Genomic DNA, 22,894 nt, shown 5'->3' with positions numbered 1-22,894 from the left:
CATGGCCAAGGTGTCGATCACCGGTCCCGGCGAGGGCGAGCTCATCGTCAACGGCCCGTCGACGATCCGGATCCTTGAGGACGGCAGCAACACGAACCACCGCCTGGGGATGGGTGAAATCACCATCCCCCCGCACACCGCTGGTCCTCCGCAGCACCGCCATGCACAGCACGACGAGGGCTTCTACATACTGTCGGGCAGCGTGCGGTTCACCGTCGGGCAGGACGACTACGACGCCGGAGCCGGTACGTGGGTCATGGTCCCGCCAGGCGCACCGCACACGTTCGCCAACGTGACTGACGACACGGCGGTCATGCTCAACACCTTCACTCCGGACCTGTACGTGCAGTACTTCCGTGACCTCAAGGCCATGGTCGAGTCGGGGCAGCCGTTGTCACACGACGCCGTCGCAGAGGTCTGGACGAAGTACGGCACCGAACCGTCGACCGAGTACGCCTCGTGAACGTTCTCCTGGGGGCCAACGCCGTTGCCGCAGTCGCCGGCATCGCTTTCGCGCTTGTCGGAGGTGTACGACCGGCGGCGCTGAGCGAGAGCGGTGCACCGACCGCCGGCGAACGCTTCTACGGCTGGATGTACGCGACCAGGGGAGTGCCACTGGGAGTGGCGGCCCTGGTCGCACCACTCGCGTGGTCCGGTCCCGCCGGCTCGCTCATCCTGTGCGCGGCCGCCGCCGCCCAGGTGGGCGACGCCGCCATCGGAGTCGCCGCCCGGAAATGGACGATGATCGCAGGCGCCTCGCTCCTGACCGCCGTACACGTCACAACGGCCGTTGCCACCGCGTGAGCGCGGCTCACTCGCGATGGGAGGCCGGACAGGTTCCGCAACCGGCACCGTTGATCGCGGTGCCGGGGCCAGCCCAGTCCCATGTCCCGGGCCCGGAGGAACATCGTGTTCACGATGATTCTGCAAGGACTCCTGCTGTCGGCCTGGAGCGGACGATCGCGTCGAGCGCGCTGCCGACCATCGTGGGAGATCTCGGCGGCCCGGGCATCCGAGCTGGATCGTGACGGCCTACAGACTCGCCGAGACCATCGGCCTGGCCAACAGCGTGCCCGTCCTCTCGCCGCCCGGGCCGTACGGCGGTGGGTGGACGGGCCAGTGGTCACCGCCGGCTCGGTGCTCGGTGACACCACGGTCATTGGCCCGCTGCTCGGCGATGTGTACACCGAGAAACTGTCATGGAAGCCGGCCAGGTCAACTGACAGACCACGCAACGACAGAAGTCGGACCGACAGACCTCCGACCGACGGAACTCGAACTCGACGATCGAGTGCGGGCCGCCCTCCGCCTGTCCCCGTCGCGTCGTGGCCGAAGACCTCAAGGGGTCGCGACCACTCGCATCCGTGTTCACCCACCAAGGGAGACAAGCGCATGCCCACCACCCTCGAACGTGTCGTACACGCCTGCGTCCTGCTCGACTTCGACGGCGCGAAGATCCTTACCGACCCCTGGTTCTCCGAGCGGGTGCTGTACCGCCAGGGCGAGCCACGCAGCATCGCCACCGCAGCCGACCTGCCGCCACTGGACGGCATCCTCATCAGCCACGCCCATTACGACCATTGCGACCTGGGAGCGTTGGCCCGTTACCCGGACAAGAACGTACCCATCGTGGTCAACCGCGGGACCGGGAAGAAGCTCCGAGCGAAGGGGTGGCGCAATGTCACCGAGCTCGACCCCTGGCAGTCCACCCGCCTCGGCCCGGTACGCGTCACCGCCGCGCCGGCCGGCCACGGCGTGCCTGAGGTCACTTACCTTCTGGAGGCTGACGGTACGACGGTCTTCTTCGGCGCCGACACCCGCCGCATACCCGAGCTCGACGAGATCGCCCAACACTTCCCCGACATCGACCTGGCCCTGATGCCGATCAACGGGCTCACCTCCCGTCCGCAGGGCAACCGACAAGAAGTCATGGACGCGGCTCAGGCCGCAGAACTCACCGCCCTGCTGCGCCCCAGGCTGGCGGTCCCGATCCACTACGCCTACACGTCCGGCGCGATCGGCGACCGGATCCTCGTGAAGCTCGACCGCAACCATCCCGAGCACTACAAAGACGCCACCGGCGATCTGGCTCCCGACATCGACGTGCGCATCCTGCCCACCGGACAGGTACTCACGCTGTGACCCTTGCCCAGTCAGTACACGAGCGGGGCTGCCCAAGCCTTCATCAAAGGGTGAGGAAGCGTAGCGGGTCGTAGCCTCGTGTCCGTGTCGAGGGCGGCGGCCGCGGAGTGGGTTCGCAGGCCGGGGCGGTGCTGCTGGTGGAGACGGTCCGCAAGTCCGGTCTGGATCCGGCGCTATCGGCGGCGCTGGCACCGTGGCGCAAGCCGCGGGCGGTGCACGATCCGGGCAAGATTCTGCTGGAGGCCGCGCTCGCCGTCGCGCTGGGCGGGGACTGCCTGGCCGATGTGGGCATGTTGCGGGCCGAGTCGGCCGTGTTCGGGCCGGTGGCCTCGGACCCGACGGTCTACCGCCGGATCGGCAAGCCGGCAGCGGCCGGACAGCGAGCCTTGGCCGCACTCCGAGCCGCCCGCGCCGAAGTACGCGAACATGTCCGGCAGTTGGCCGGGAACGCGGCGCCGGATGCGGACGGGCAGGTGATCGTGGACCTCGACGGTGTCCTTGTCCTGGCGCGCTCCGAGAAGCAGGACTCGGGGCTCTAGGCGGAGAAGGTTTCTGTTAGCCGACAACCCATCTACCTAGGGCTTCGTTGTTTCGTCACCGCAACCCCTCGATCACACAGCCACGTTGGAAGGGGGCTCACTGACCGCATGGACCTACTGCGCGATCACCTCACCCGGGCTCGCGTCGGCGGCGCAGTGTTCGCCCGGTCCGTCGCCAAGCCCCCCATGGGGTCTACGGTTGGCCGGCACGATCCAACTGTCCGTGCACACCGTCGTCCGGAGCCACGGATGGCTCCGGCTCGACACCGACGCCCCGGGAAACACAGTGCAAGCAGTGGAACTCGTGCCCGGAGAAGTCACCCTCATACGAGTATGGCGCATGGCCCTCGCACGCGACCACCTACGCACCGGCGAACTCGGCATGGCAGCCGTCGCCGCGAGCGTCGGCTACAACTCGCCCTACGCCTTCGCCGCCTTCCGCCGCCACCACGGCGACCCCCGGCACCTGGCGACGCCGAGCATCGACAGGCGACACAGAACCCCAGCCAGGCGCCCCCACATCCACTGACACCCGGAACCCCCTCCACGCGACAGCCTGAGGACCCACACGCCCCAAGACAGGACTACCGACGAAATACGGTTCGCGAGGTGACGGAATGCCTCATCGGCAGCTGACACCCTGCCACGCGGGGGCGGCGGGGTCAGCGGCCGCCCCGCGGTCGCGACCTTCGCGCCGCCAGGAACACCAGCGCGCCGCCCGCCAAGAGCAGGACGGCGGTGCCCGCCCGCAGCAGGACTCCGTCCGCGCCCGTGGCGGCGAGCCCGCCGCCGGTCGTCGTCCCGGAGCCGGACGGAGTCGCGGTGGCCGTGGCCGACGGGGACTCGGAGGCGCTGGGCGACGGGCTGGACGTCGCCGAGCCGGTGGCTTTCACCGCGATCGCCGTGGTGTCGTTCGTCGCGGCGTCGTCACGATTGGGGTACTCGGGGTTCTCCACCGCCCGCACGCTGCCCCGCGCGCCGGGGACGATCCGGTCGATCCGCACCCTGAACTCCTGGGTCACGGAGTCGCCCGGCCGGAAGTCCGTGCTGCCGATCTCGCAGGTGTAGCTCTTCGCGCCGGCCTTGCGCGGTGTGCAGTTCCACAGCGGCCCGGGGTCGCCCTGCTCGCCGGGGCCGGGGACGCCGGTGATGGTGGTGCCGGCGGGCGGGGTCACCACGAACGTGCCGGAGTTCTCGGCGTCCATCCACCGGAAGTTCATCCGGCCCGGCCCGTTGTTCCGCACGCCCACGGTGATGCTCACCGTCTCGCCGACCTTGCCCTCGACCGTGTCACCGAGCGCCTGGTAGTCGGCGTGCTGGGTGGTGGCAAAGGTGCCGTACCCGGAGCCGGTGAATCCGGAGCCGGAGGCGACGGACTTCAGGCCGAGCGGCGCGCCGGTGCCGGTCTTGGGGAAGTCGGACGGGTCGAAGGAGTCGGGTGCGGTGCCGCCGACCGGCCACACGACGTAGGTGTTGTAGCCGTACATCGTGTCCTTGGAGGCGGTGTAGCGCAGCGGGGCGTCCGTCTCGTAGGCCGCGCCGGGCGCGACCGGGGTGTCGAACCGGCACCAGGCGCCGGCGTCGGGCTGGTCCGAGTAGTGGCAGTTGGAGTGGTCACGGGCGAGAGAGACGCCTTCTGAGTCCTGCACCAGCAGCATGACGCCTTTGTCGGCGGGGGATGTGCCGGTGTTGGCGAAAGCCGGGGTGCGCTCGAAGGCGGCGCCGGGCGCGATGCCCTTCAGGGCCTGGTAGGGCCGGGGGACGAGCTTCGGCCCGCCGACCAGGACCTCCGTCTTCCCCGTCACGGTGGCCGCGTCGGAGGCGGTTGCGGCGTAGGTGATGGCACCGGTGTCGCCCGCCTTGGCGGCTGCGGTGGGCTTCAGGAAGAACGGGTCGATCGACTCCCTGCCCGACAGCGGGCCCACGTCGCACCTCACCTTCAGGGTGCCGGTGCTCACGCAGTCCCCCGTGACCACCATCGTTGCCTTCCCGGCGAGGGACGATGCGTCGACCGCGACCGAGACGCCGTGCGCGTCCCCGCCCGAGGCGGTGATGCCGAGGTCCAGGTTCGGGCCCTCGCCTTCGGTGGGGAGGTAGTAGTTCTCCTGGGCGTCCAGGACGAGCGTCGTTCCGGCGGCGTGCGCGGCCGGGGTTGCGACCACCATGGCGGCGGTCGCGAAAGCGGCGGCCGCGGCCGTCCGCCATGTTCTACGTATCGTCAGCACACTACGAGGACACGCCAGAACACCGGAAGGTTGCGCCCGAGTGTCCGTCAGCTGACGGACGGGTGGAAACTGGCCCGGACCGTCAGCACTACGGAAAGCGACCGAGCGCATAGCGCAAAGGGCCACTCCATAGCCCTCACGAACGACGCGACTGTCCTGACCGGGCGGGCCGCATCTCAGCGAACTACTACGCGACCGTCTCACCAAACTGATCAAGCCGATCAGGGAATCCCTCGACCTGTACGACCTCGGGCCCGCCCTACCCCGACACAGCCGCATACCCCACAGACCAGCTCATCGCCGATGCATTTACTCCCTTCGGAACGGCAGGCTGCTCTCACACCTCGTCAACGACGGACAGGGCCAGTGCGATGACTCATCGCGGGAGCATCCCGACGCGCATCTCGCAGCCCGCGTTGGTCATTTGAAGGGACTGCCCGGCGACCGGGCGAACCGTCCCGGGACAGGGCTTCGTGAAAGATCTACCTTGCCCTTTGTGCCCGCATCTCTCTATCGCGGCACCTGACTCGCGCCGTTCAGCCCCGGGGCGTCCAGTCGTTCGCGAGGAGGCCGAGGACGGCTTCGTCTGCGTATGCGCCGTACACCCAGGCCGAGCTCCGCAGTGTTCCCTCCCGCGTGAACCCGACCCTGGCCGCCGCCGCGAGCATCGGGGTGTTGTCCGTGAGGGTCTCGATCTGCAGGCGCTGCAGTCCGCGCACGGCGAATCCGTACTCGCACAGCGTGTGCAGGACATCGACGCTGAGCCCGTGGCCGCGGAATGCGGGGCGCAGGGCGATCCCGATGTGAGCCGTCCGGTTGTGCGTGTCGATGCCCCAGAGCAGGGCCTCACCGGCCAGCTCCTGCGACTCCAGCTCGACGACGGAGAAGCACGCTGCCTCGTCCGACGGCCCGGCCACGGCGAAGGGCGAGTGACCCGAACCTGGCGGGACGGGCCGCCACGGACGGGAGTCGGCGCGTGACCGTGTGGCCACATCGTCGTACAGCTCGGAGTGAAGAACTGGGACGTCGCTCTCGTGCCGGGCACGCAGCCCGATCTTTCCGCCACGCATCACAGGGCATTGCTATACGACGGACACCAGCCGATCAACCAAGTTTTTGCTCATGCGGGCTCAGCTCACTCCTGGCAGCCGCAGCCCGAGGCGGACTTGGCCTCGGTGACGGTCCGGGTGGGGTCGGCAGCGGTTTCGCCAGGGGTGCAGCAGGCGTTGACACCGCAGCAGGCATCGGCTGGCTCGGTCATCTCGGTCTGGGTCTCGGTGGCCGGCGGCTTGGCGGCGCGGACGATGGCGGAGTGCAGGCCGTCGGCGACCGCGTGGGTCGGGGTGATCTCGACGTCGGTGAACCCGGCGGCCTCCAGGCCCGCGCGGTATTCGGCGAACGAGAGGGCGCCGGCGATGCAGCCGACGTAGTCGCCGCGCTCGGCCCGCTGTTCGGCGGTGAGGACGTCGTCGGCGACGACGTCGGAGACGCCGATCCGACCGCCGGCCTTGAGGACGCGGAAGGTCTCGGCGAACACGGCGGGCTTGTCGGTGGACAGGTTGATCACGCAGTTGGAGATCACGACGTCGATGGTGTTCGCAGGCAGCGGGATCGCCTCGATGGTGCCCTTGAGGAACTCCACGTTCGTCGCGCCGGCCTTCACCGCGTTGGCCAGGGCGAGGGCGAGCATCTCCTCGGTCATGTCCAGCCCGTACGCCTTGCCGGCCGGACCGACCCGGCGGGCGGAGAGCAGGACGTCGATGCCACCGCCGGAGCCGAGGTCCAGGACGCGCTCGCCGGCGCGGAGTTCGGCGACCGCGGTGGGGTTGCCACAGCCGAGGGAGGCCGCGACCGCTTCGGCGGGCAGGGCGTCTCGGTCGTCGGCGGCGTACAGGGTGGAGCCGAAGTTCTCGTCGACCTCGACCTGCTGCGGCCCGCAACAGGCTGCGCCGCCCTCGGTGACCTTCACGGCCGCCGCGGCGTACCGCCGGCGGACGGTTTCGCGCAGGTCGGTGGACTGCTCGCTCATGACATCACTCCTGGATGGCGGGCCACGGCATGGGCCCGGAACGGCTTGTATTGACGTTCGTTGATGCAACCTTGCGCCTTGAATCGAAAAACGTCAACATAGAAGCATGTCGAAACAAGAGCTTGAGGTAGTCGGCCGGGACCAGGACGGCGCCTGCTGTCCGGGCCTGTCCGCCGCGCCACTGGACGAGGACCAGGCGACCGACCTTGCGAAGGTCTTCAAGGCGCTGGGCGACCCGGTCCGTCTGCGCCTGATGTCGATGATCGCCTCGCGCGGGCAGGGCGGGGAGGTCTGCGTGTGCGAGCTGACCCCGGCCTTCGACCTGTCCCAGCCGACCATCTCCCACCACCTCAGGCTGCTCCGCCAGGCAGGGCTCATCGACTGCGAGCGCCGCGGCACCTGGGTGTACTACTGGGTCCTGCCCGGCGTCCTGGACCGGCTCGCTGCGTTCCTGACCACCGCCCAGCCCGCCGGAGCCGGCGCGTGAACGCCTCCCTCGGCCGCCGCGTGGCCGCCGAGACGATCGGCACCGGGCTGCTGGTGGCCGTGGTGGTCGGCTCCGGCATCCAGGCCACCGAGCTGTCGCACGACGTCGGCGTGCAGCTCCTCGCCAACTCCCTCGCCACCGTCTTCGGCCTGGGAGTCCTCATCCTGCTGCTCGGGCCGGTCTCCGGCGCACACTTCAACCCGGTCGTCACACTGGCCGCCTGGTTTACCGACCGCCGGGCCGAGGACGGCTTCCCCCTGCGGGCCGTCGCCGCGTACGTACCCGCCCAGATCGCGGGCGCGATCGGCGGGGCGATCCTGGCCGACGCGATGTTCGCGAGGCCGCTCGTGAACTTCTCCACGCACGACCGGTCCGCCAGTCACCTGTGGCTGGGCGAGGTCGTCGCCACGGCCGGGCTGATCCTGCTGATCTTCGGCCTGGGCCGGGTCGGCCGCGCCGCGCTCGCTCCGGCCGCGGTGGCCTCGTACATCGGGGCCGCCTACTGGTTCACCTCCTCCACGTCGTTCGCGAACCCGGCGGTGACCATCGGCCGGGCCTTCACCGACACCTTCGCCGGTATCGCGCCCGCCTCCGTCGCCCCGTTCATCGCCGCCCAACTGCTCGGCGCAGCGCTCGGCCTTGCTGCCGTTGCCGCGGTCTACGCCCCGAGAGCTGCCCCGGCACGCCGCGAGATCGGCGCCCCGAGCAGCGAACCCGAGCCCGCCTCATCCTGACCACACTCCTGAGAGAGACACTCGCCATGAGCACTCCCGCCCCGCGCCCGTCGGTCCTGTTCGTCTGCGTCCACAACGCCGGCCGCTCCCAGATGGGCGCTGCCTTCCTCTCCCACCTCGCCGGCGACCGAGTCGAGGTCCGCTCGGCCGGCTCCGCGCCCGCCGACTCCGTCAACCCTGCGGTCGTGGAGGCGATGAAGGAGGTCGGTATCGATATCTCCGCCGAGACGCCGAAGGTCCTCACCAGGGAATCGGTGCAGTCCTCGGACGTGGTGATCACCATGGGGTGCGGCGACGCCTGCCCCGTTTTCCCCGGCAAGCGGTACCTGGACTGGCAGCTCGACGACCCTGCCGGCCAAGGTGTCGGGGCCATCCGGCCGATCCGCGACGCCATCGAGCAGCGGGTATACGGTCTGCTGGCCGAAATGGGCGTTGCGGTCTCGGCTTGACCGGTGCGCGAGGCGCGCTCACGTGCCGAAGGCGGGATGCTGCACGGCCAGGTCGTCGCGCAGTGCTGGTACCCGTCACGTATTCGAAGGCTGCGGTATGCGTGGGGCTGCAGGCGCCGCGGGGTCCCACACCCCGGCCACCGCATAAGGACGGGCGCCCAGCCGACAGCCGGACGCCCTGCACCAGGATTTTCAGTGATCTACTACTAGAGGTTGTAGCCGCCCGATACCTCGATGTTCTGAGCGGTGACCCAGCGGCTCTCGTCGGAGACCAGTGTGGCGATCATCGCGCCGATGTCGTCGGGTTCGCCGACTCGGCCGAGCGCGGTCCTCGCTGCGAGGGCCGGGAGGACCTCGGGGAACCGGGTGAAGGCGTCGTCGGCGATCCGGGTGCGGGTCGATCCCGGCGAGACGGCGTTGACGCGGATGCCGCGCGTGCTGAATTCCTTGGCCATGTACCGGGTCAGCACGTTCAGGCCGCCCTTCATGGACGCGTAGGCTGAGTAGCCGGGCTCCAGGCCGGCCGTCGCCGCCGCGTTGCTGCTCGTGTTGACGATGGCCCCGCCGTCCGCCATCACGGGCAGGAGCCGCTGTGTCAGGAAGTACGGTCCCTTGAGCAGGACCCCCATGAGCCGGTCGAATGTCTCCTCGGTCGTGGCCTCGATCAACGACGTCTCCGCGAAACCGGCGTTGTTGACCAGGTAGTCGAAGGTGTCGCGCTGCCAGGTGTCGCGCAGCACGGCGGCCACCGTGTCGCGGAAAGCCGCGAAGGTTCCGGTCTCACCCACGTCCAGCTGCAGCGCGACGGCGGTTCCGCCCTCCTTCTCGATGGCGGCGGCCGTCTCCAGCCCTCCTTGTGGGTTGGTGCCGTAGGTCAGGATGACTCCGGTTCCGCGCTTGGCGATCTCGATTGCGGCGCTCTGGCCTATGCCGGAGCTGGCGCCCGTGACGATGGCGACCTTCATGGTGCTCCTCCTGGGTGCGGTCGTGTGTGTGCGTGAGTGGCCGGCGGGGTCATGCGGCGGAGGCCGGGGGCAGGAGCAGGACTCGGGTGAGCCAGTCGGTGCGGGTCCGGCGGGCCGTGACCGAGATGGGTGCCTGCGGGTACAGCGCGTCGAACCCGTGGAAGCCGCCCGCCCAGATGTGGAGTTCGGCCTGACCGCCGGCCGCCCAGATGCGGGTGGCGTAGTCGGCGTCCTCGTCGCGGAAGACCTCGGCGGAGCCGGTGTCGACATAGGTGGTCGGCAGGCCCGAGAGGTCGTCGGCCACCGCGGGCGAGATGTACGCGGGCACCTCGTCCTCGGCGAGTTCGCCGAGGACGCTGCGCCAGCCGAACTCGTTCATCTCGCCGGTCCACACGCCGGGGACGCCGGTGTACTGGCGGCTGGAGGTGCTGGTGTTGCGGTGGTCGAGCATGGGGCAGATCAGCATCTGCGCGGCGATCGCCGGGGTGCCGAGGTCGCGGGTCAGCAGGGTGAGGCCGGCGGCGAGGCCGCCGCCGGCGCTGGCGCCCGCGACGACGATCCGGGCGGGGTCGATGCCCAGTTCGGCGGAGTGTTCGGTGACCCAGAGCAGTCCCTGGTAGCAGTCCTCGACCAGGGCGGTGCCGGTGGCCTCGGGTGCGAGCCGGTAGTCCACGGAGACCACGACCGCGCCGAAGGCGTCGAGCCACTCCAGCGGTATGTCGATCTGCGAGAAGCGGTCGCCCATGACCATCCCGCCGCCGTGCATCCAGTAGACGCAGGGTGCGGCGGTGGTGCGATCGGTGTTCGCGGGGCTGAAGACCGACAGAGGGATGGGGGCACCGTCCTTGGCGGGCACGGTGACTTCGCGCCGGTCGACGTGCCGGTGGGCGAGGAGGGACTCAATGGGCGTCGACGGGAGCCGGCGCAGTTGCGCGAGTACTTCTGGACTGAGCTGGGACATGAGGGGCATGTCGGCGAGCAGCTCACGCAGTTCGGGGTCAAGGGCAGGTCGCGGCGCGGTCATGGTGGTGCCTTTCGGGGGGTGGTGGCGGACGGTCGGGAGAGGAGAGGGCCGCTCGGCAGGGACCGAGGCGGCAGGAAGAACCAGGGGATCGATCGGCGGGTCAGAAGGTGGCCTTGCCGCGTACCGGCACGTAGTCGGTGTACGGGGACTCCTTGGCCAGCAGTCCGTCGATCTGCGCCACGATGGCCTGTGCGGCCTCACCGGCGAAGATCCGGTGGTGGTCCTCTTCGCTGGTCCAGCCCTCGGTGACGTGGACGACGTCGGGGTCGGACGCTGAACGGGAGATCAGGTAGACGATGCAGTGTTCGCTCGCGCCGGGGCTGCCCTCGTGCAGGCCGGTCAGCAGCAGGTCGACCAGACGGTCGCCCATTCCGGGCCTGGCGGTCAGGGTGGCCTGGAAGCCATAGTTGGCGATCATGGATGCCTTCTTCCCATGGTGGTGGAGTGCGGTGATTCCATTCAATCGCCCTGACCTGCGAAAACGTTAGAACGATGCTCCCTTGTACTTGCACGATCCTCTCGGCCATGAGAAGTACGGCAGGCAGTGGTGCTGCAATGGACGCATGCACCTCGAAGAACTCCGCACCCTGCTGGCCCGGCACGCCCGGACCGACTGGACCACTGCCATCGACGGCGTCCTCATCTCGAAGGTCGACCGGGCGGATCCGCCGGCGCCCTCGATGTCCGGCATGGTGGTGGCGGTCATCGCCCAGGGCACCAAACGACTCGCCCTGGGTGAGCGGGTGTACGAGTACGGCCCAGGGCAGTACCTGGTCGCATCCGTCGACCTGCCCGTCACCGGACAGTTCACCCAGGCCGACCCCGAGCAGCCCGCGCTGGGGGTCGGTCTCGTGCTGGAACCGTCCGCCGTCGCCGAGTTGCTGCTGCAGGCCGGGCCCGGAGACACTCCTCGCTCCGGTGGAGGCACACCGTCGGGGATCGCCGTCAGCGATGCTTCGGCACCGTTGCTCGACGCGGTTGTCCGGCTGCTGCGCCTGCTGGACGAGCCCCGCGACCGGGCTGTACTGGCCCCGCTGGTCAAGCGCGAGATCCTGTGGCGCCTGATCACCGGCGAGCAGGGTGCGACGGTTCGCCAGCTCGGCCTGGCCGACAGCAGCCTCAGCCATGTCTCCCGGGCCGTGCGCTGGATCCGCGAGCACTACGCGCAGCCCTTCCGGGTCGAGGACGTGGCGCGGCTGTCCGGCATGAGCGTCTCCGCCTTCTACCGCAACTTCCACGCGGTGACCGCGATGAGCCCCATCCAGTTCCAGAAGCAGATCCGGCTGCAGGAGGCCCGGCTGCTGCTCGCCACCCGCCCGGGCGACGTCACCGGAGTCGGTCTCCGCGTGGGTTATGACAACCCGTCACAGTTCAGCCGGGAATACCGCCGTCAGTTCGGCGCACCCCCCAGTCAGGACGCCGCCCGTTTGCGTCACAGCGTGCGCACCCCCGCAGGTGTCCTTCCCTGAGTCGGCTGGATCGCGGAGGAAAATCGTGCAAGGGGCAGCGGGGATCGTTCTATGGTTTCGAGCCTTTTCGGGACGACCAGTACGTCCTGGTCTGCCACCTGCAACGGCCCCAGGACCTCCTGCCGCAACTCCAGAAGGAGTTGGGCGTGCTGTGCGAGGCATGGCGAGAACATCACCGGTCGTAGACACCGTGGATGGAGCAGAGCAGGCGCCTCGACGTGGAGCTCGTCGCTGCCCTGCCGGTCGGGGCGGGCAGTGACACAGGATGCGCCGGCTGCCGCTCTGCGGTGAGGTTGATCACCTTGACGGTCATGGGCCCCTCATTGCCCACTGGAATTGCCTATTTCCGGCCGAGATCTATCCCGGTGGCTGGTTTGTGGTGCATGGTGTGCGGACAGCGCCTCGCCACCTCCAGGTGGAGGCCCCTTGGGCCTCGCCCCCCGGTGCGGCGGGGCCCGCCGCGCCTCCCGGCTCCCCACGGGAGGCTCGCGGCTGCCCACGTGCAGTGTTCCCTCTGCGGTCATAGCCTGATGTAGGGTCTCGCGACCCGTGACATAGAGCAGCCCTATGACCTGCGGAATTTCTATCTGTCTCACGGCCTGGCCGGATGCTTCCGTCTCACGGTCGTGTCATTTCCTATGGCTGCGGGACGGGCGCCTTTCGTCCCACAGCCATAGGAATCAGCCTCACTCCCGCGGGACTCTTTGGTTTCAGAGCGTCTTGACGGTGCCTCCGTCGATGACGTAGTCGGCTCCGGTGATGTTGCCTGCGACGTCGGAGAGAAGGAACGTGATCAGGGCTGCCACTTCTTCGGGTTCGGTGATGCGGCCGGTGGTGATGTTGAAGGCTTCCGGGATGTGCTGGAGGAATGCGGCGTGCTCCGCCCCGGCTCCGGCCGCCACCTTGCCACCGAACCCTTCGGGGTCCTCCCATATCGCCGTGCGGACCACTCCGGGCGAGACGGTGTTCACGCGCACGCCCTGGGGCCCGAACTCCTCGGCCAGGGACTTGCCGAGTGCGGCGAGGGCCGCCTTGGCCGCGCTGTAGGCGACCGGGCCGGCGGCGGGCAGACGGGAGTTGATGGACGCGACGTTGACGATTGCCCCCCGACGCTCGATCAGGCTCGGCAGAGCAGCTCGGGCGGCACGGACGGCACTGAGCAGGTTGAGGTCGATGACGCGGGCCCACTGGGAGTCGTCGGTGTCGAGGAAGCCGACGGGCTCCACGTCGTCTCCGGCTCCGACGTTGTTCACCAGCAGGTCGATGCCGCCCAGTTCGACCAGGGCGCTGTCCATGAGCGCGGCGACGCCTTCGGCGGTGCTGAGGTCGGCAGACACCGTGTGCGCGCCGGTTTCCTTCAGCTCGGGCGTGATGGTGCGGGCAGCGCCGACGACGCGGACGCCTTCGGCCGTGAGCGTCCGGACGGTGGCGAGTCCGATGCCGCGGCTGGCACCGGTGACGACGGCCGTCTTGGCGGTGAGGTTGAGGTGCACGACACTCCAATTTTTGAACTGTAAGTACAAAACACGGGCAGCAGTCACCCGGCGGACCGAGTGCTGCAGGTTCGACTTAGAGGGAATCGACCGTCGCGTCGATCACCCGGACGAGACGATCGGGGGTTTCGGCAACACGCGCCATGAGCCGCAGGCCAACGACCGTGTTCAGCAGCAGGCTCCCCCAGGCTGCGGGATCACGTTCCGGTGCGATCTCTCCGGAACGTTGCCCTTCTTCGATCAACGCACGGAAGGCATCCTCGGTCCGGGCGAACATGCGCTGAACGAGTTCGGTTGCCACCTCGTCCGTACCGGCGAGTTCTGCCGCGGCGTTCACGGCCATGCAGCCCCGACGGTCGGGGTCGGCGAGATCCATCTCGGCAAGGAACTTCAGCGTCCTGCGCAGGCGCACCTTGACCGGCCCGGGTTCCTCGACCATCTCGATGAGCGCGACGGCCTGACTGTCGCGATAGCGGCGAAGCGCCATCTCGAACAGGGTGTGCTTGCTGCCGAAGGTGTTGTAGAGGCTGCCCTTGCCGATGCCAATCGCATCGACGAGGTCCTGTGGCGTGGTCGCGGCATAGCCCTTCCGCCAGAACACGTTCATCGCGTGCTCGACGGCGGCATCCGGGTCGAACTGCTTGGGCCTTCCCATGATCAGAACACTAACATCTTTCTTGACCTTGAAGTCAAGAACTAGAGGGCCGTAGCCGCTGTACTGCCGAGGCAACCCGCGCCTCGGCGACCGCCCCGAAGTCCTCCTTCCGAGACAGGGCGAGTCGTCGCCATCGCCCGTCTCCAACGCGGCATCGGGCGCCCCGGCGCCGGCACCTCCCCGTCATGACCGAGGGCCTTGCGTACGGACAAAAGGGGAGACGATTGCCTCCTCAGTCGCGGGAAGTTCGACCGCGGCCTGCTCGCGCGAGAGACGCAGAGCCATGCCCCGCGCGGCGATCGTGGTGCCCAGCCCGAGGTCTCGAGGCCGCCAACTGCCGGGCGAACCTCAGCGCGTCCTCACTCAACGGCATGTCGGCCGACGGCGCATGTTCCCAGGTCAGGGTGTACCAGGTCCGGGAAGTGAACGGCTTGACCTGCCAGTCTCAGATTCGTGGCCAACTGGCCAACGCGTGGCCACAGTTCGTGAGATTTGGCCACGGAAGCCGAGACCCTACACTGGATGTGGGATCTCAACGGCCGTCTCCCGTAGCGATGCTGTGACCTGCGGCTTCAGGCTGTGTCTTACTCCGTGTCTCAGCGGATCAGTCTCACGAACGTGGCCCTTCTCGGGCCTGGGGCTGCGCGCCAGAGTTCACCACTCAGGTGATCACGAGTTGGCGTCTTGTCGCGTGATGGCCCGCGCCGTGCGGGCGGCCTTCTCCTCGGTGTCCGAGAGGGCCGCGTCTCCCACACCGAACAGGCCCTGCCGCAGGAAAACCGCTAGGCCGTGCGCGGCAGCAGCGATCCTGAGCAGCAGGTCGAATGCGGTCTCCGGGGTGGAGGCGAGTTGTCGGGCCACCGGCAGCAGGAGGCGGGCCACCTCGTCGCCCGCCGTGGCCAGTTCGGCGAACCTGGACTTTTCGAGGCCAGCATTGAAGGTCACATCGAACAGAGCAGGTTCCTCGGCGGCGAATCTGACGTAGGCCGCCGCGAAGGACGCCAGCTGTTCAGCGGGCTCCTCGATGCCGTTCACGGCCGTGGCGAAGCGATGACGCTGCTCGCGGTAGCCCTGTGTGGCGAGTTCCGCCAGCAGCGCGTCCCGGTCGGCGAAGTGCTTGTACGGCGCCGCAACGCTCACTCCGGCCCGGCGGCTCGCTTCGGCGAGGGTGAAGCCGTGCGGACCTCGCTCGCCGACCAGCTCCAAGGACGCCCGCAGGAGGGAGTTGCGCAGGTCGCCGTGATGGTGGCCGACGGGACGTCGAGAAGCGGGAGGAGCCATACCCGATAGGTTAACATCGCTTACCAGGTAAATGACATTAACCATGGAGGTCATCATGTCTGCTGCCCGGTTTCACCACGTCAGCCTCTCGGTCGCGGACCTTGCCGCGCAGGAATCTTGGTACGCCGACGCGTTCGGTCTCACGCAGGTGGAAGAGCGTCTGGAGATGCCCGAGGCGGGAGTCCGTACCGTCGTTCTGAGTGATGCGGCGGGCCTGCGGGTGGAGTTCGTCGAGCGGTCCGGATCGCGCCCCGTCTCGCACACCGATGCGTTTGCTGCCACCGCCGCGCAGACCTTCACCCACCTGGCGCTTCAAGTCCCGGATCTCGACGGCGCGTTCGCCCGCCTGACGCAGGACTGCGGCGCCGCTGTGGTGTCACGCCCTGTGCCCGGCGCCAGCGAAGGCATGCGCTACGCGTACGTCGCCGACCCGGAGGGCAATCTGCTGGAGCTGATCGAGACGTCCTGAGTGGTGCAGGTCCGGCCCGGCACAGCACGGCACTGCTCAAGCGGTGGGATGGGGCATGTGGACGTCGAGTGCCGTCGCGCGAAGGACGGCGGCCGTTCGTGTCACCGCCGGCGTTGGCGGGTCGGGCAGGCGGGCCAGGAGCAGGCGCCGCTGTTCTTGCGGGCCGCCGCGGACGGGGAGGACCCGCACGCCGGGGGGTACCGCGGAGACGAGCGAGGCGGGGAGGGTGGTCAGTCCGAACCCTGCGGCGACGAGGTGGAGTTTGGCCAGCCAGTCGCGGGCGGTGAAAGCGATCTCGGGGCGGTCGTCCAGGCCGGGCCACACGCCCATCAGGCGGTCCTCTCCTGATGAGGACCCGGCGATACAGCGCTGTCCCCGCAGGTCGGTCACGTCCACGTATGCGCCGCGGGCGAGGGGGTGCGTGGCGGGCACCGCGAGAAGCAGCGGGCGTTCGGTGAGTGTCTGCAGGGCCAGTGGGGGCGACTCGGTGTCCGGTGCGCGGAACGGGGGCGCCGAGGCGAGCAGGGCCAGATCCAGGCTGCCCGCCCGTAGCGCGCGGACCAGCGCCGGGGTGCCTCCCTCGCGGCCGACGACCTCGAGTCCGGGATCGCTTTCACGCAGTGTGGCAAGGGCTCGGGGTACCAGCACGGCGCCGGCGCTGGGCACCCATCCCAGCCGGACCGTTCCGGTCTGCTCGGGCAGGCCCGACAGTTCCCTGGCGGTCGCGGCGATCTCGTCGAGCACGACCGTCGCGCGGCGCATGACGACGCGGCCGGCGGGCGTGAGCCGGGCCCCGTCGCGCCGCCGCTCCAGCAGTTCGGTGCCTGCCGCGCGCTCGATCGCGGCGATCTGCCGGGAGACCGCGGACTGGGTGTAGCCGAGCGACGCGGCGGCCGCGGTGAAGGTTCCCTGTTCGGCCACGGCCCGCAGGACGCGCAACGCCGTCAGTGACACATCCGTGAAGTCCATGATGTTTACGCATGCTAGCTGTTCCAAACTTTCGTTGGACTCATGGATGACGGATTCCTAGCGTGGGGGCATGACCACTTCACGCATCGCCCTCGTCACGGGTGCCAACCAGGGGCTCGGCCGGGCCTTCGCCGAAGGGCTCGCGGCCCGCATGGACCCGCAGGACCTGGTCCTGCTCACCGGCCGCAGTCAGCAGCGGGTGGCGGACGCCGCCCGGGACGTCGCCCAGCTGCCCGCCACCCGGGCCCGGGTCGAGGGCCGGGTCCTGGATGTCACGGACACCGACGCCATCGCCCGTCTCGCCGAGGACCTGCGGGTCCGCCACGGAGGGGTGGACGTCGTCATCTCCAACGCGGTTGCCCGACTGCTCCCCGAGGAGTCGCAGTCGGAGCGGGCCGATGAGTTCATCGACGTCTCCAACACCGCCACGCACGCGATGCTGCGCTCCTTCGGCCCGGTGCTGCGTCCCGGTGGGCGCCTGCTCGTCGTGGCCAGCAGCCTGGGGACGCTGGGCCACCTCGACGGCCGGCTGCACCACCTGTTCGACGGCGCGAGCCTGGACCAGGTCGAGTACGCCGTGGAGTCGTGGCGCAGCGCCATCCACCACAAGACCGCGCAGGAGGCCGGCTGGCCGCTGTGGCTGAACGTGCCCTCGAAGGTGGCCCAGGTCGCCGCCGTTCGCGCCGTCGCCGCCGAACGCCGCGCCAGGGACCTGGCAGACGGCACGCTCGTCGCCTCGGTCTGCCCTGGCATGGTCGACACGGCGACCTCGCGCCCGTGGTTCAGCGACTACAGCCAGGCCCAGTCGCCCGCCCGGGCCGCTGAGGCCGTCCTTGATCTGGTCTTCGCCGAGCACGTCGACCCGGAGCTCTACGGCGAGCTGGTGCGTTTCGGCAAGGTCCTGCCCTGGCACGACGGCACGCCCCCGGTCGAGCAGGACGCGATGCTCGTGCCCTGACCGCACCGGCTTCCGCCCGCCCGCAGCGCCCCTTTCCGCTTCACCATCCAGCCTTTTCCGCAAGGAGCCCCCTCATGAGTGCCCTCACCACCCCGTTCGGTTTCGCCAGCACCGCCGGCGAGGTCGTGTCAGGTATCGATCTCTCCGGCCGCCGCGCGGTCGTCACCGGCGCCTCCTCCGGGATCGGGGCGGAGACGGCCCGCGCCCTGGCGGCCACAGGTGCGGCCGTCACCCTCGCCGTGCGGGACGTGGCGGCGGGCGAACGCGTCGCCAAGGACATCACCGGATCGACCGGCAACCAGGACGTGCGGGCCGTGCACCTCGACCTGACCGACCCCGCGTCCATCACGGCCTTCACCACCGCCTGGCAAGGCCCGCTGCACGTCCTGGTGAACAACGCGGGCGTCATGGCCTGCCCCGAGCAGTACACCGAGCAGGGCTGGGAATGGCAGTTCGCCACCAACCACCTCGGCCATTTCGCCCTCGCCACCGGACTGCACAGCGCGCTGGCCGCCGACCGCAACGCCCGCATCGTGGTGGTGAGTTCCACCGGCCACCAGCAGTCACCGGTCGTGTGGGACGACGTCAACTTCGCCTTCCGCCCCTACGACCCGTGGCTCGCCTACGGACAGTCCAAGACGGCCAACGTCCTGTTCGCGGTGGAGGCGACCCGCCGCTGGGCCGACGACAACATCACCGCCAACGCCCTGATGCCGGGCGCCATCTACACGAACCTGCAACGGCACACCGGCGGCCGGGGCAGCGGCCGCGTCCCTGCCGAGCTGATCAAGACCGTCGAACAGGGCGCCGCCACGTCGGCGCTCCTGGCCACCTCGCCGTTGCTCGAAGGCGTCGGTGGCCGCTACTTCGTCGACTGCAACGAGACTGAGATCGTCGACCGGCGCTCCGGCACGCTGCACGGCGTCGCCCGCTACGCCGTCGACCCGGCGGGCGCGCGGCGCCTGTGGGACCTGTCGCAGGACCTGATCGCCGACGCGGCGTGATCGAGGTGTCTCCCGTCAGACGAGCTGCACCTGCCGGTCCAGGACCGCTGAATGGATACCGGTGGACGCCTCCCGCATATAGGCCCCGCGCAGCTCGTGTGCCCGCTGGTACTCCGGTGTCGCGAGCGCCTCGCGCATCGCAGACTGCGAGTCGAAGCTGATCCGCACGATCGCGTCGATGGGTTCTTCCACGCCGTCGCTCACCGCGTCGGTGAGGTAGTACTGCACGTACTCCCTCACCTGGGGCAGCGCCGCGTAGGTCGGTCCGTATTCGTGCTCCATGAAGCGGCGGAAGTCCTCCGTGGAGACCTCGGGCCGCTTGCGGATCACTGTCATGAGCGTGAGCATCGCCGTATCCACCTTCCTGAACACCTGTTCATTGAAGCCTACAGTGAACAGGTGTTCAATGGAGTGGTGAGCAGATCCCGAGAAGGAGCCAACGCCAGAGCTCGCCGCGATCTGCGCGGCGAGCTCGTCGCAGCCGCGGTGGAGATGCTGGCGCAACCGCAGCCCGTCGCCGTGCCGTCCCTGCGCTCGATCGCGCGGGCCTGCCAGGTCGCCCCGTCCGCGGTCTACTGGCACTTCCCCTCGGAGGCAGACCTGCGCTCGGCCGTACTCGACGCCGAGTACACCTCCTTGATCTGCACGGTCGAAGCGGCGCTGGACAGCGCACCCGACGACACCGACCGGCTGGTCGTCGCAGGCGACGCCTACATCACCTGGGCGCTGGAGCACCCCGGGGCGTATCAGCTGCTCTTCGAGAGCGACGACGAGCTTCCGGCGACCCGCGCCGAACACGGGCCTCGCCTGCAGCAGCGCATCGTGGAACTCGCCCGTCGCGTCGATCCACAGGCCCCGTTCACCGCGGCGCTCTTGCTGTGGTCGGCCTGGCACGGTGTCGTTTCCCTGCGCCTGCACAAGACCGAGTGGGACTGGGGCATGACACCCCACGAGGCCAACGAGCGCCTGGTGGCCGCCCTGACGACTCGCCACTCCTCACAGGAATCCTCCGCCGAGAACGGTTTCCAGCGCCATGACCCTTGACTCCCGCCCCGCCGATTCGCGGGCCTCGGTGTGCTCCATCAGCCGGGTCGAGCACGCCCTGGGGATCCTGCGCGGCCGATGGGAACTGCTGATCATCCATCACCTCCTGGTCCGCCGACCCCGCCGCTTCTCCGACCTCGAGCGGGCCATCCCAGAGGTGACGCAGAAGATGCTCGTCCAGCAGCTGCGCGCGCTGGAGAGCGACGGCGTCGTGCGGCGCATTGTCTACGACGAGGTGCCGCCTCATGTGGAGTACGAACTGACGTCGGCTGGCGCGGAGTTGGCGACGGCGCTCTACGCCCTGCACGACTGGGCGGCACAGTCGCGCAGCGACGCCCCTTCGTCCGCGGGCGAGGGCCGGCCTTCCGGCTCGGGGAGCTGATGCGTCCCGTCACGCCGTGGGGAAGGTGTCCATCCAGATGATCTCCAGGGTGCGGTGGATGATGCGCCATCCCTCCGGACGCCGCTCCAGCCGGTCGACGAAGAAGCCCGTCTGGATGAGGTTCCAGCCCTGCCCGTCGGTGTCGCCCTTGTGCGTGTGCAGGTGCTGGGTACGGGCGACCGCGTGGTCGCCATCGATGTCGACAGTGGAAAATCCCTGGAAATGCTGCCACTTGAGCAGCCCACTCATCGATCCGTCGGGGGCGCGCATCACCTCGACGAGGTCCCTGTAGGGGATGTCCTTCAACTGCGGGCCGCCGGCCACCGAGTAGTCGACGCGGGCCCCGGGTGCGAACACCGAGTCCCACTGCTCCAGGACATCGTTGTCACCATCTTCGTGCAGGTCCTGGCCGAGGCCGTAGCGCACCATCAGGTCCTGGATCTCAATGCGGTCCTCCAGGTACTGAAGGCGCTCCTCAAGAGAGGGTCCGGCGGTCTGCCGGGTTGCGTTGTACGTCATGAACGCACCGTACGGCGGCGTGACTTGTCACTGGAAGTACTGACAAAAAAGTGCGTATAGGGATGAGGGACCTCTCACGCGTCGGGGCGCTGCCCATCCGGAGCACCGGCCCGCAGCAGCGACAGCGTCGTGTCGAGAGCCGCTTCGAGGTGTGCGATGCTGCCGGTAGCCATCAGGATCGTCACCCCGCCCTGCACCGCGGCGACGAGTGCGGCCGCCGTCCGGTCGGCGTCCAGCCGGCGGTCGATCTCGCCGGCCTCCTGCATGACCTGGACGCCCGCGCGCAGGGCCGCCTGCCACGTGCTGATCAACTGGCCTGTCAATTGCTGCGCGGCCGGGGTGGTGCGGCCCAGTTCGGTGATCAGCACCCCCAGTGGGCAGTTGACACCCTGCTGCTCGTAGCGCCGCAGCACCGCGTCGCGCCAGGCCCGCCAGGCCGACCATGTGCGCAAGTCGGAGAGGTGGGGTTCCTGGTCCTCCAGGACACGTTCGGCCTCGCGGGCGGCCACCGCGAGGAGCAGCTCCTCCTTGCCGCCGGGGAAGTAGTGGAAGATCTGGCTCTTGCTGGTCGCGGTGCGGGCGCGGATGTCATCGAGGGTTGTGGCGGCGGCGCCCTGCTCGCGGATCTCCTCGGCCGCGCCCTCGACGATGCGCCGCCGGGTCTCCCTGCCCTTGCGGGTCAACCGCTCCGCTCCGTCTGCGCCGATGGTCACGGGTGCCTCCCAAGGCTCCAGGATTGGACTTGCTGGTCCATTTTATGCGGGGGACAGTGGACGGCATCCGAAAGAAGAGAAGGGTGCCTGACATGCGCGCCATCGTTGTGGAAGAACTCGGCGGACCCGAGCAGCTGCTCGTCTCCGACCTCCCCACCCCCGAGCCAGGACCGGGCGAGATCCGCGTGGACATCACCGCGGCCGGGGTGAACTTCATGGACACCGGGGCCCGCCGACTCGGCGCGGCCACCGGCGACCTCCCCTTCGTACCCGGAGTGGAGGGCGCCGGCCGCGTCAGCGCGCTGGGCCCTGACGTGACCGAGTTTGCCGTCGGCGACCGGGTCGCCTGGGTGTATGCCTACGGTTCCTACGCCGAGCAGATCGTGCTGCCCGCGGCCGACGCCGTGCCGGTGCCCGACGACATCCCCGACGACGTGGCCGCGAGCCTGATGATGCAGGGCATCACCGCTCACCACTTCGTCACCGAGGCCGCCGACATCCAGCCCGGCCAGATCGCCGTGGTGCACGCCGCGGCCGGCGGCCTCGGGCAGAAACTGACCCAGCTCATCAAGGCCCGCGGGGGCGCCGTCATCGGGATCGTGTCGGGCGCGCAGAAGGCCGACACCGCCCGCCAGGCCGGCGCCGACCACGTCGTGCTGTCCACCGGCGCCGCGTTCGTGGAGCCGGTGCTGGACCTGACCGGCGGCGAGGGCGTCCACGCCGTCTTCGACGGCGGCGGCGAAACCACCTTCCGCGCGTCCATGAGCGTGCTGCGCAGGCACGGACTACTGCTGTACTACGGAGCCGTCCTGGGCGCGGCCCCGGTGGTCAACATGCGGGAACTGCCCCGCAGCATCAAGATCTCCTATCCGGTCTTCCGGGACCACATCCCCACCCGCGAAGCACTCCTGCGCCACAGTGCCGACCTCTTCGACCTGGTACGGAACAAGAACCTCGACCCGGGAATCGGCCACCGCTACCCACTCCACGCCGCAGCCCAGGCCCACCGCGACATCGAGTCCCGCGCCACCACCGGCAAACTCCTGCTGCTTCCCTGAACCAGGAACAGCATCGAGGCGCCGGCCGGCGGACACGCAAGGCGGCGGAACGCGCGCGCCGGTAGTCGCTTCTTTTCTCAACTGTGCTGACCTCACTTGCCGTTCGATGCGGCGCCACAGCCTCCACCAAGAAAGCCTGACCTAGCAGGGCTGTCGCGGTTACTTGGGCGGGCACGGCGAGCGGCTAGTGCCTTAGTGGTCCCCTCCGGAAATCCTTCGGGGGTTGACTCTGGAGCCGATCGTGGGCATGTCTGCCGTCAGGTGTTGAGGGTGGTGAGGTGGAATC

The 22,894-nt window shown here is 69.1% G+C and carries 28 protein-coding genes and 1 pseudogene; 15 read left to right on the top strand and 14 right to left on the bottom strand.

What is annotated here, in order from left to right; all coding sequences use genetic code 11:
- Window position 1 precedes the first annotated feature (1 nt).
- The 5 genes and pseudogenes from ACFY0P_RS28820 to ACFY0P_RS28800 all read left to right on the top strand — a co-directional run bounded on the left by ACFY0P_RS28820 (window position 2) and on the right by ACFY0P_RS28800 (window position 3,210).
- Complete coding sequence (locus ACFY0P_RS28820) at window positions 2-463, top strand: cupin domain-containing protein (RefSeq protein ID WP_388919163.1); 462 nt, start codon at window positions 2-4, stop codon at window positions 461-463.
- The gene (locus ACFY0P_RS28815) at window positions 460-804 is read left to right on the top strand and encodes a hypothetical protein (protein WP_388919160.1); all 345 of its coding nucleotides are present in this window, start codon (window positions 460-462) and stop codon (window positions 802-804) included. Before ACFY0P_RS28820 ends, ACFY0P_RS28815 begins: the two co-directional genes overlap by 4 nt.
- A gap of 588 nt (window positions 805-1,392) precedes the next feature.
- Window positions 1,393-2,142 (top strand): MBL fold metallo-hydrolase, encoded by a 750-nt coding sequence (locus tag ACFY0P_RS28810; RefSeq protein ID WP_388919157.1) that lies wholly within the window; start codon window positions 1,393-1,395, stop codon window positions 2,140-2,142.
- A gap of 74 nt (window positions 2,143-2,216) precedes the next feature.
- Window positions 2,217-2,672: pseudogene (locus ACFY0P_RS28805) on the top strand (transposase); the annotation flags it as partial.
- A gap of 349 nt (window positions 2,673-3,021) precedes the next feature.
- Complete coding sequence (locus ACFY0P_RS28800; RefSeq protein ID WP_388919154.1) at window positions 3,022-3,210, top strand: hypothetical protein; 189 nt, start codon at window positions 3,022-3,024, stop codon at window positions 3,208-3,210.
- Window positions 3,211-3,343: 133 nt separating this feature from the next.
- Here ACFY0P_RS28800 and ACFY0P_RS28795 read toward each other — a convergent pair whose 3' ends face one another.
- The 3 genes from ACFY0P_RS28795 to arsM all read right to left on the bottom strand — a co-directional run bounded on the left by ACFY0P_RS28795 (window position 3,344) and on the right by arsM (window position 6,935).
- On the bottom strand, window positions 3,344-4,906 hold the full coding sequence (locus ACFY0P_RS28795; RefSeq protein WP_388919151.1) for a hypothetical protein: 1,563 nt from the start codon (window positions 4,904-4,906) through the stop codon (window positions 3,344-3,346).
- A gap of 536 nt (window positions 4,907-5,442) precedes the next feature.
- Entirely contained in the window at window positions 5,443-5,976 is a 534-nt protein-coding gene (locus ACFY0P_RS28790) for a GNAT family N-acetyltransferase (protein ID WP_388919988.1), read from the bottom strand.
- A gap of 65 nt (window positions 5,977-6,041) precedes the next feature.
- The gene (gene arsM, locus ACFY0P_RS28785; RefSeq protein WP_388919148.1) at window positions 6,042-6,935 is read right to left on the bottom strand and encodes an arsenite methyltransferase; all 894 of its coding nucleotides are present in this window, start codon (window positions 6,933-6,935) and stop codon (window positions 6,042-6,044) included.
- 106 nt (window positions 6,936-7,041) lie between these two features.
- On the opposite strand from arsM, the gene ACFY0P_RS28780 reads away from it, so the two are divergent.
- From ACFY0P_RS28780 to ACFY0P_RS28770, 3 genes are read left to right on the top strand one after another with little or no spacing between them, the layout of a single operon-like run.
- Complete coding sequence (locus ACFY0P_RS28780; protein WP_388919145.1) at window positions 7,042-7,422, top strand: ArsR/SmtB family transcription factor; 381 nt, start codon at window positions 7,042-7,044, stop codon at window positions 7,420-7,422.
- Window positions 7,419-8,156, top strand: a complete 738-nt coding sequence (locus ACFY0P_RS28775) for an aquaporin (protein ID WP_388919143.1) — start codon at window positions 7,419-7,421, stop codon at window positions 8,154-8,156. Before ACFY0P_RS28780 ends, ACFY0P_RS28775 begins: the two co-directional genes overlap by 4 nt.
- Window positions 8,157-8,182: 26 nt before the next feature.
- A complete protein-coding gene (locus tag ACFY0P_RS28770) occupies window positions 8,183-8,605 on the top strand; it encodes an arsenate reductase ArsC (protein WP_388919140.1) in 423 nt (140 codons plus the stop codon).
- A 206-nt stretch (window positions 8,606-8,811) separates the two neighbouring features.
- Here the strand turns inward: ACFY0P_RS28770 and ACFY0P_RS28765 are convergent, their stop codons facing one another.
- The 3 genes from ACFY0P_RS28765 to ACFY0P_RS28755 form a co-directional block, all read right to left on the bottom strand.
- On the bottom strand, window positions 8,812-9,570 hold the full coding sequence (locus ACFY0P_RS28765; protein WP_388919137.1) for an SDR family NAD(P)-dependent oxidoreductase: 759 nt from the start codon (window positions 9,568-9,570) through the stop codon (window positions 8,812-8,814).
- 49 nt (window positions 9,571-9,619) lie between these two features.
- Window positions 9,620-10,594, bottom strand: a complete 975-nt coding sequence (locus tag ACFY0P_RS28760) for an alpha/beta hydrolase (protein ID WP_388919134.1) — start codon at window positions 10,592-10,594, stop codon at window positions 9,620-9,622.
- Window positions 10,595-10,694: 100 nt separating this feature from the next.
- Window positions 10,695-11,012 (bottom strand): putative quinol monooxygenase, encoded by a 318-nt coding sequence (locus tag ACFY0P_RS28755; protein ID WP_388919131.1) that lies wholly within the window; start codon window positions 11,010-11,012, stop codon window positions 10,695-10,697.
- A gap of 145 nt (window positions 11,013-11,157) precedes the next feature.
- Here ACFY0P_RS28755 and ACFY0P_RS28750 point away from each other — a divergent pair, with 145 nt between their 5' ends.
- Entirely contained in the window at window positions 11,158-12,063 is a 906-nt protein-coding gene (locus tag ACFY0P_RS28750; RefSeq protein WP_388919128.1) for an AraC family transcriptional regulator N-terminal domain-containing protein, read from the top strand.
- 172 nt (window positions 12,064-12,235) lie between these two features.
- On the opposite strand, the gene ACFY0P_RS28745 is transcribed toward ACFY0P_RS28750, so the two are convergent.
- From ACFY0P_RS28745 to ACFY0P_RS28730, 4 genes are all read right to left on the bottom strand, one after another.
- Complete coding sequence (locus ACFY0P_RS28745) at window positions 12,236-12,376, bottom strand: hypothetical protein (protein ID WP_388919125.1); 141 nt, start codon at window positions 12,374-12,376, stop codon at window positions 12,236-12,238.
- A 397-nt stretch (window positions 12,377-12,773) separates the two neighbouring features.
- On the bottom strand, window positions 12,774-13,556 hold the full coding sequence (locus tag ACFY0P_RS28740) for an oxidoreductase (RefSeq protein ID WP_388919123.1): 783 nt from the start codon (window positions 13,554-13,556) through the stop codon (window positions 12,774-12,776).
- 76 nt (window positions 13,557-13,632) lie between these two features.
- Complete coding sequence (locus ACFY0P_RS28735; protein ID WP_388919120.1) at window positions 13,633-14,211, bottom strand: TetR/AcrR family transcriptional regulator; 579 nt, start codon at window positions 14,209-14,211, stop codon at window positions 13,633-13,635.
- Between the two features lie 669 nt (window positions 14,212-14,880).
- The gene (locus tag ACFY0P_RS28730) at window positions 14,881-15,492 is read right to left on the bottom strand and encodes a TetR/AcrR family transcriptional regulator (protein WP_388919117.1); all 612 of its coding nucleotides are present in this window, start codon (window positions 15,490-15,492) and stop codon (window positions 14,881-14,883) included.
- Window positions 15,493-15,535: 43 nt separating this feature from the next.
- Here ACFY0P_RS28730 and ACFY0P_RS28725 point away from each other — a divergent pair, with 43 nt between their 5' ends.
- On the top strand, window positions 15,536-15,961 hold the full coding sequence (locus ACFY0P_RS28725; protein WP_388919114.1) for a VOC family protein: 426 nt from the start codon (window positions 15,536-15,538) through the stop codon (window positions 15,959-15,961).
- 36 nt (window positions 15,962-15,997) lie between these two features.
- On the opposite strand, the gene ACFY0P_RS28720 is transcribed toward ACFY0P_RS28725, so the two are convergent.
- The gene (locus tag ACFY0P_RS28720) at window positions 15,998-16,930 is read right to left on the bottom strand and encodes a LysR family transcriptional regulator (RefSeq protein ID WP_388919111.1); all 933 of its coding nucleotides are present in this window, start codon (window positions 16,928-16,930) and stop codon (window positions 15,998-16,000) included.
- Between the two features lie 70 nt (window positions 16,931-17,000).
- Here ACFY0P_RS28720 and ACFY0P_RS28715 point away from each other — a divergent pair, with 70 nt between their 5' ends.
- On the top strand, window positions 17,001-17,888 hold the full coding sequence (locus ACFY0P_RS28715) for an SDR family NAD(P)-dependent oxidoreductase (protein WP_352282475.1): 888 nt from the start codon (window positions 17,001-17,003) through the stop codon (window positions 17,886-17,888).
- 74 nt (window positions 17,889-17,962) lie between these two features.
- Window positions 17,963-18,892, top strand: coding sequence for an SDR family NAD(P)-dependent oxidoreductase (locus ACFY0P_RS28710; RefSeq protein ID WP_388919107.1), 930 nt, complete (start codon window positions 17,963-17,965; stop codon window positions 18,890-18,892).
- Between the two features lie 15 nt (window positions 18,893-18,907).
- Here the strand turns inward: ACFY0P_RS28710 and ACFY0P_RS28705 are convergent, their stop codons facing one another.
- Complete coding sequence (locus tag ACFY0P_RS28705; RefSeq protein WP_388919105.1) at window positions 18,908-19,228, bottom strand: EthD domain-containing protein; 321 nt, start codon at window positions 19,226-19,228, stop codon at window positions 18,908-18,910.
- Between the two features lie 78 nt (window positions 19,229-19,306).
- Here ACFY0P_RS28705 and ACFY0P_RS28700 point away from each other — a divergent pair, with 78 nt between their 5' ends.
- Together ACFY0P_RS28700 and ACFY0P_RS28695 are read left to right on the top strand one after the other, a co-directional pair.
- A complete protein-coding gene (locus ACFY0P_RS28700) occupies window positions 19,307-19,936 on the top strand; it encodes a TetR/AcrR family transcriptional regulator (protein ID WP_352282472.1) in 630 nt (209 codons plus the stop codon).
- Window positions 19,926-20,318 carry a winged helix-turn-helix transcriptional regulator gene (locus ACFY0P_RS28695; protein WP_388919101.1) on the top strand — a complete coding sequence of 131 codons (393 nt, stop codon included), beginning with the start codon at window positions 19,926-19,928 and terminating at the stop codon, window positions 20,316-20,318. Before ACFY0P_RS28700 ends, ACFY0P_RS28695 begins: the two co-directional genes overlap by 11 nt.
- A gap of 9 nt (window positions 20,319-20,327) precedes the next feature.
- On the opposite strand, the gene ACFY0P_RS28690 is transcribed toward ACFY0P_RS28695, so the two are convergent.
- Both ACFY0P_RS28690 and ACFY0P_RS28685 read right to left on the bottom strand, forming a co-directional pair.
- Window positions 20,328-20,837: a nuclear transport factor 2 family protein gene (locus ACFY0P_RS28690; protein WP_388919099.1), complete on the bottom strand. Its 510-nt coding sequence runs from the start codon at window positions 20,835-20,837 to the stop codon at window positions 20,328-20,330.
- Between the two features lie 74 nt (window positions 20,838-20,911).
- Window positions 20,912-21,550 carry a TetR/AcrR family transcriptional regulator gene (locus ACFY0P_RS28685; protein WP_388919097.1) on the bottom strand — a complete coding sequence of 213 codons (639 nt, stop codon included), beginning with the start codon at window positions 21,548-21,550 and terminating at the stop codon, window positions 20,912-20,914.
- A 92-nt stretch (window positions 21,551-21,642) separates the two neighbouring features.
- Between ACFY0P_RS28685 and ACFY0P_RS28680 the strand changes: the two genes are divergently transcribed.
- On the top strand, window positions 21,643-22,608 hold the full coding sequence (locus tag ACFY0P_RS28680) for a quinone oxidoreductase family protein (RefSeq protein ID WP_388919095.1): 966 nt from the start codon (window positions 21,643-21,645) through the stop codon (window positions 22,606-22,608).
- Window positions 22,609-22,894 lie beyond the last annotated feature (286 nt).

This window comes from Streptomyces sp. NPDC001714, assembly GCF_042892755.1.
GTDB lineage: Bacteria > Actinomycetota > Actinomycetes > Streptomycetales > Streptomycetaceae > Streptomyces.
Note: the sequence above shows the minus strand (reverse complement) of the source record. Positions and strands in the feature narration are given on the sequence as shown.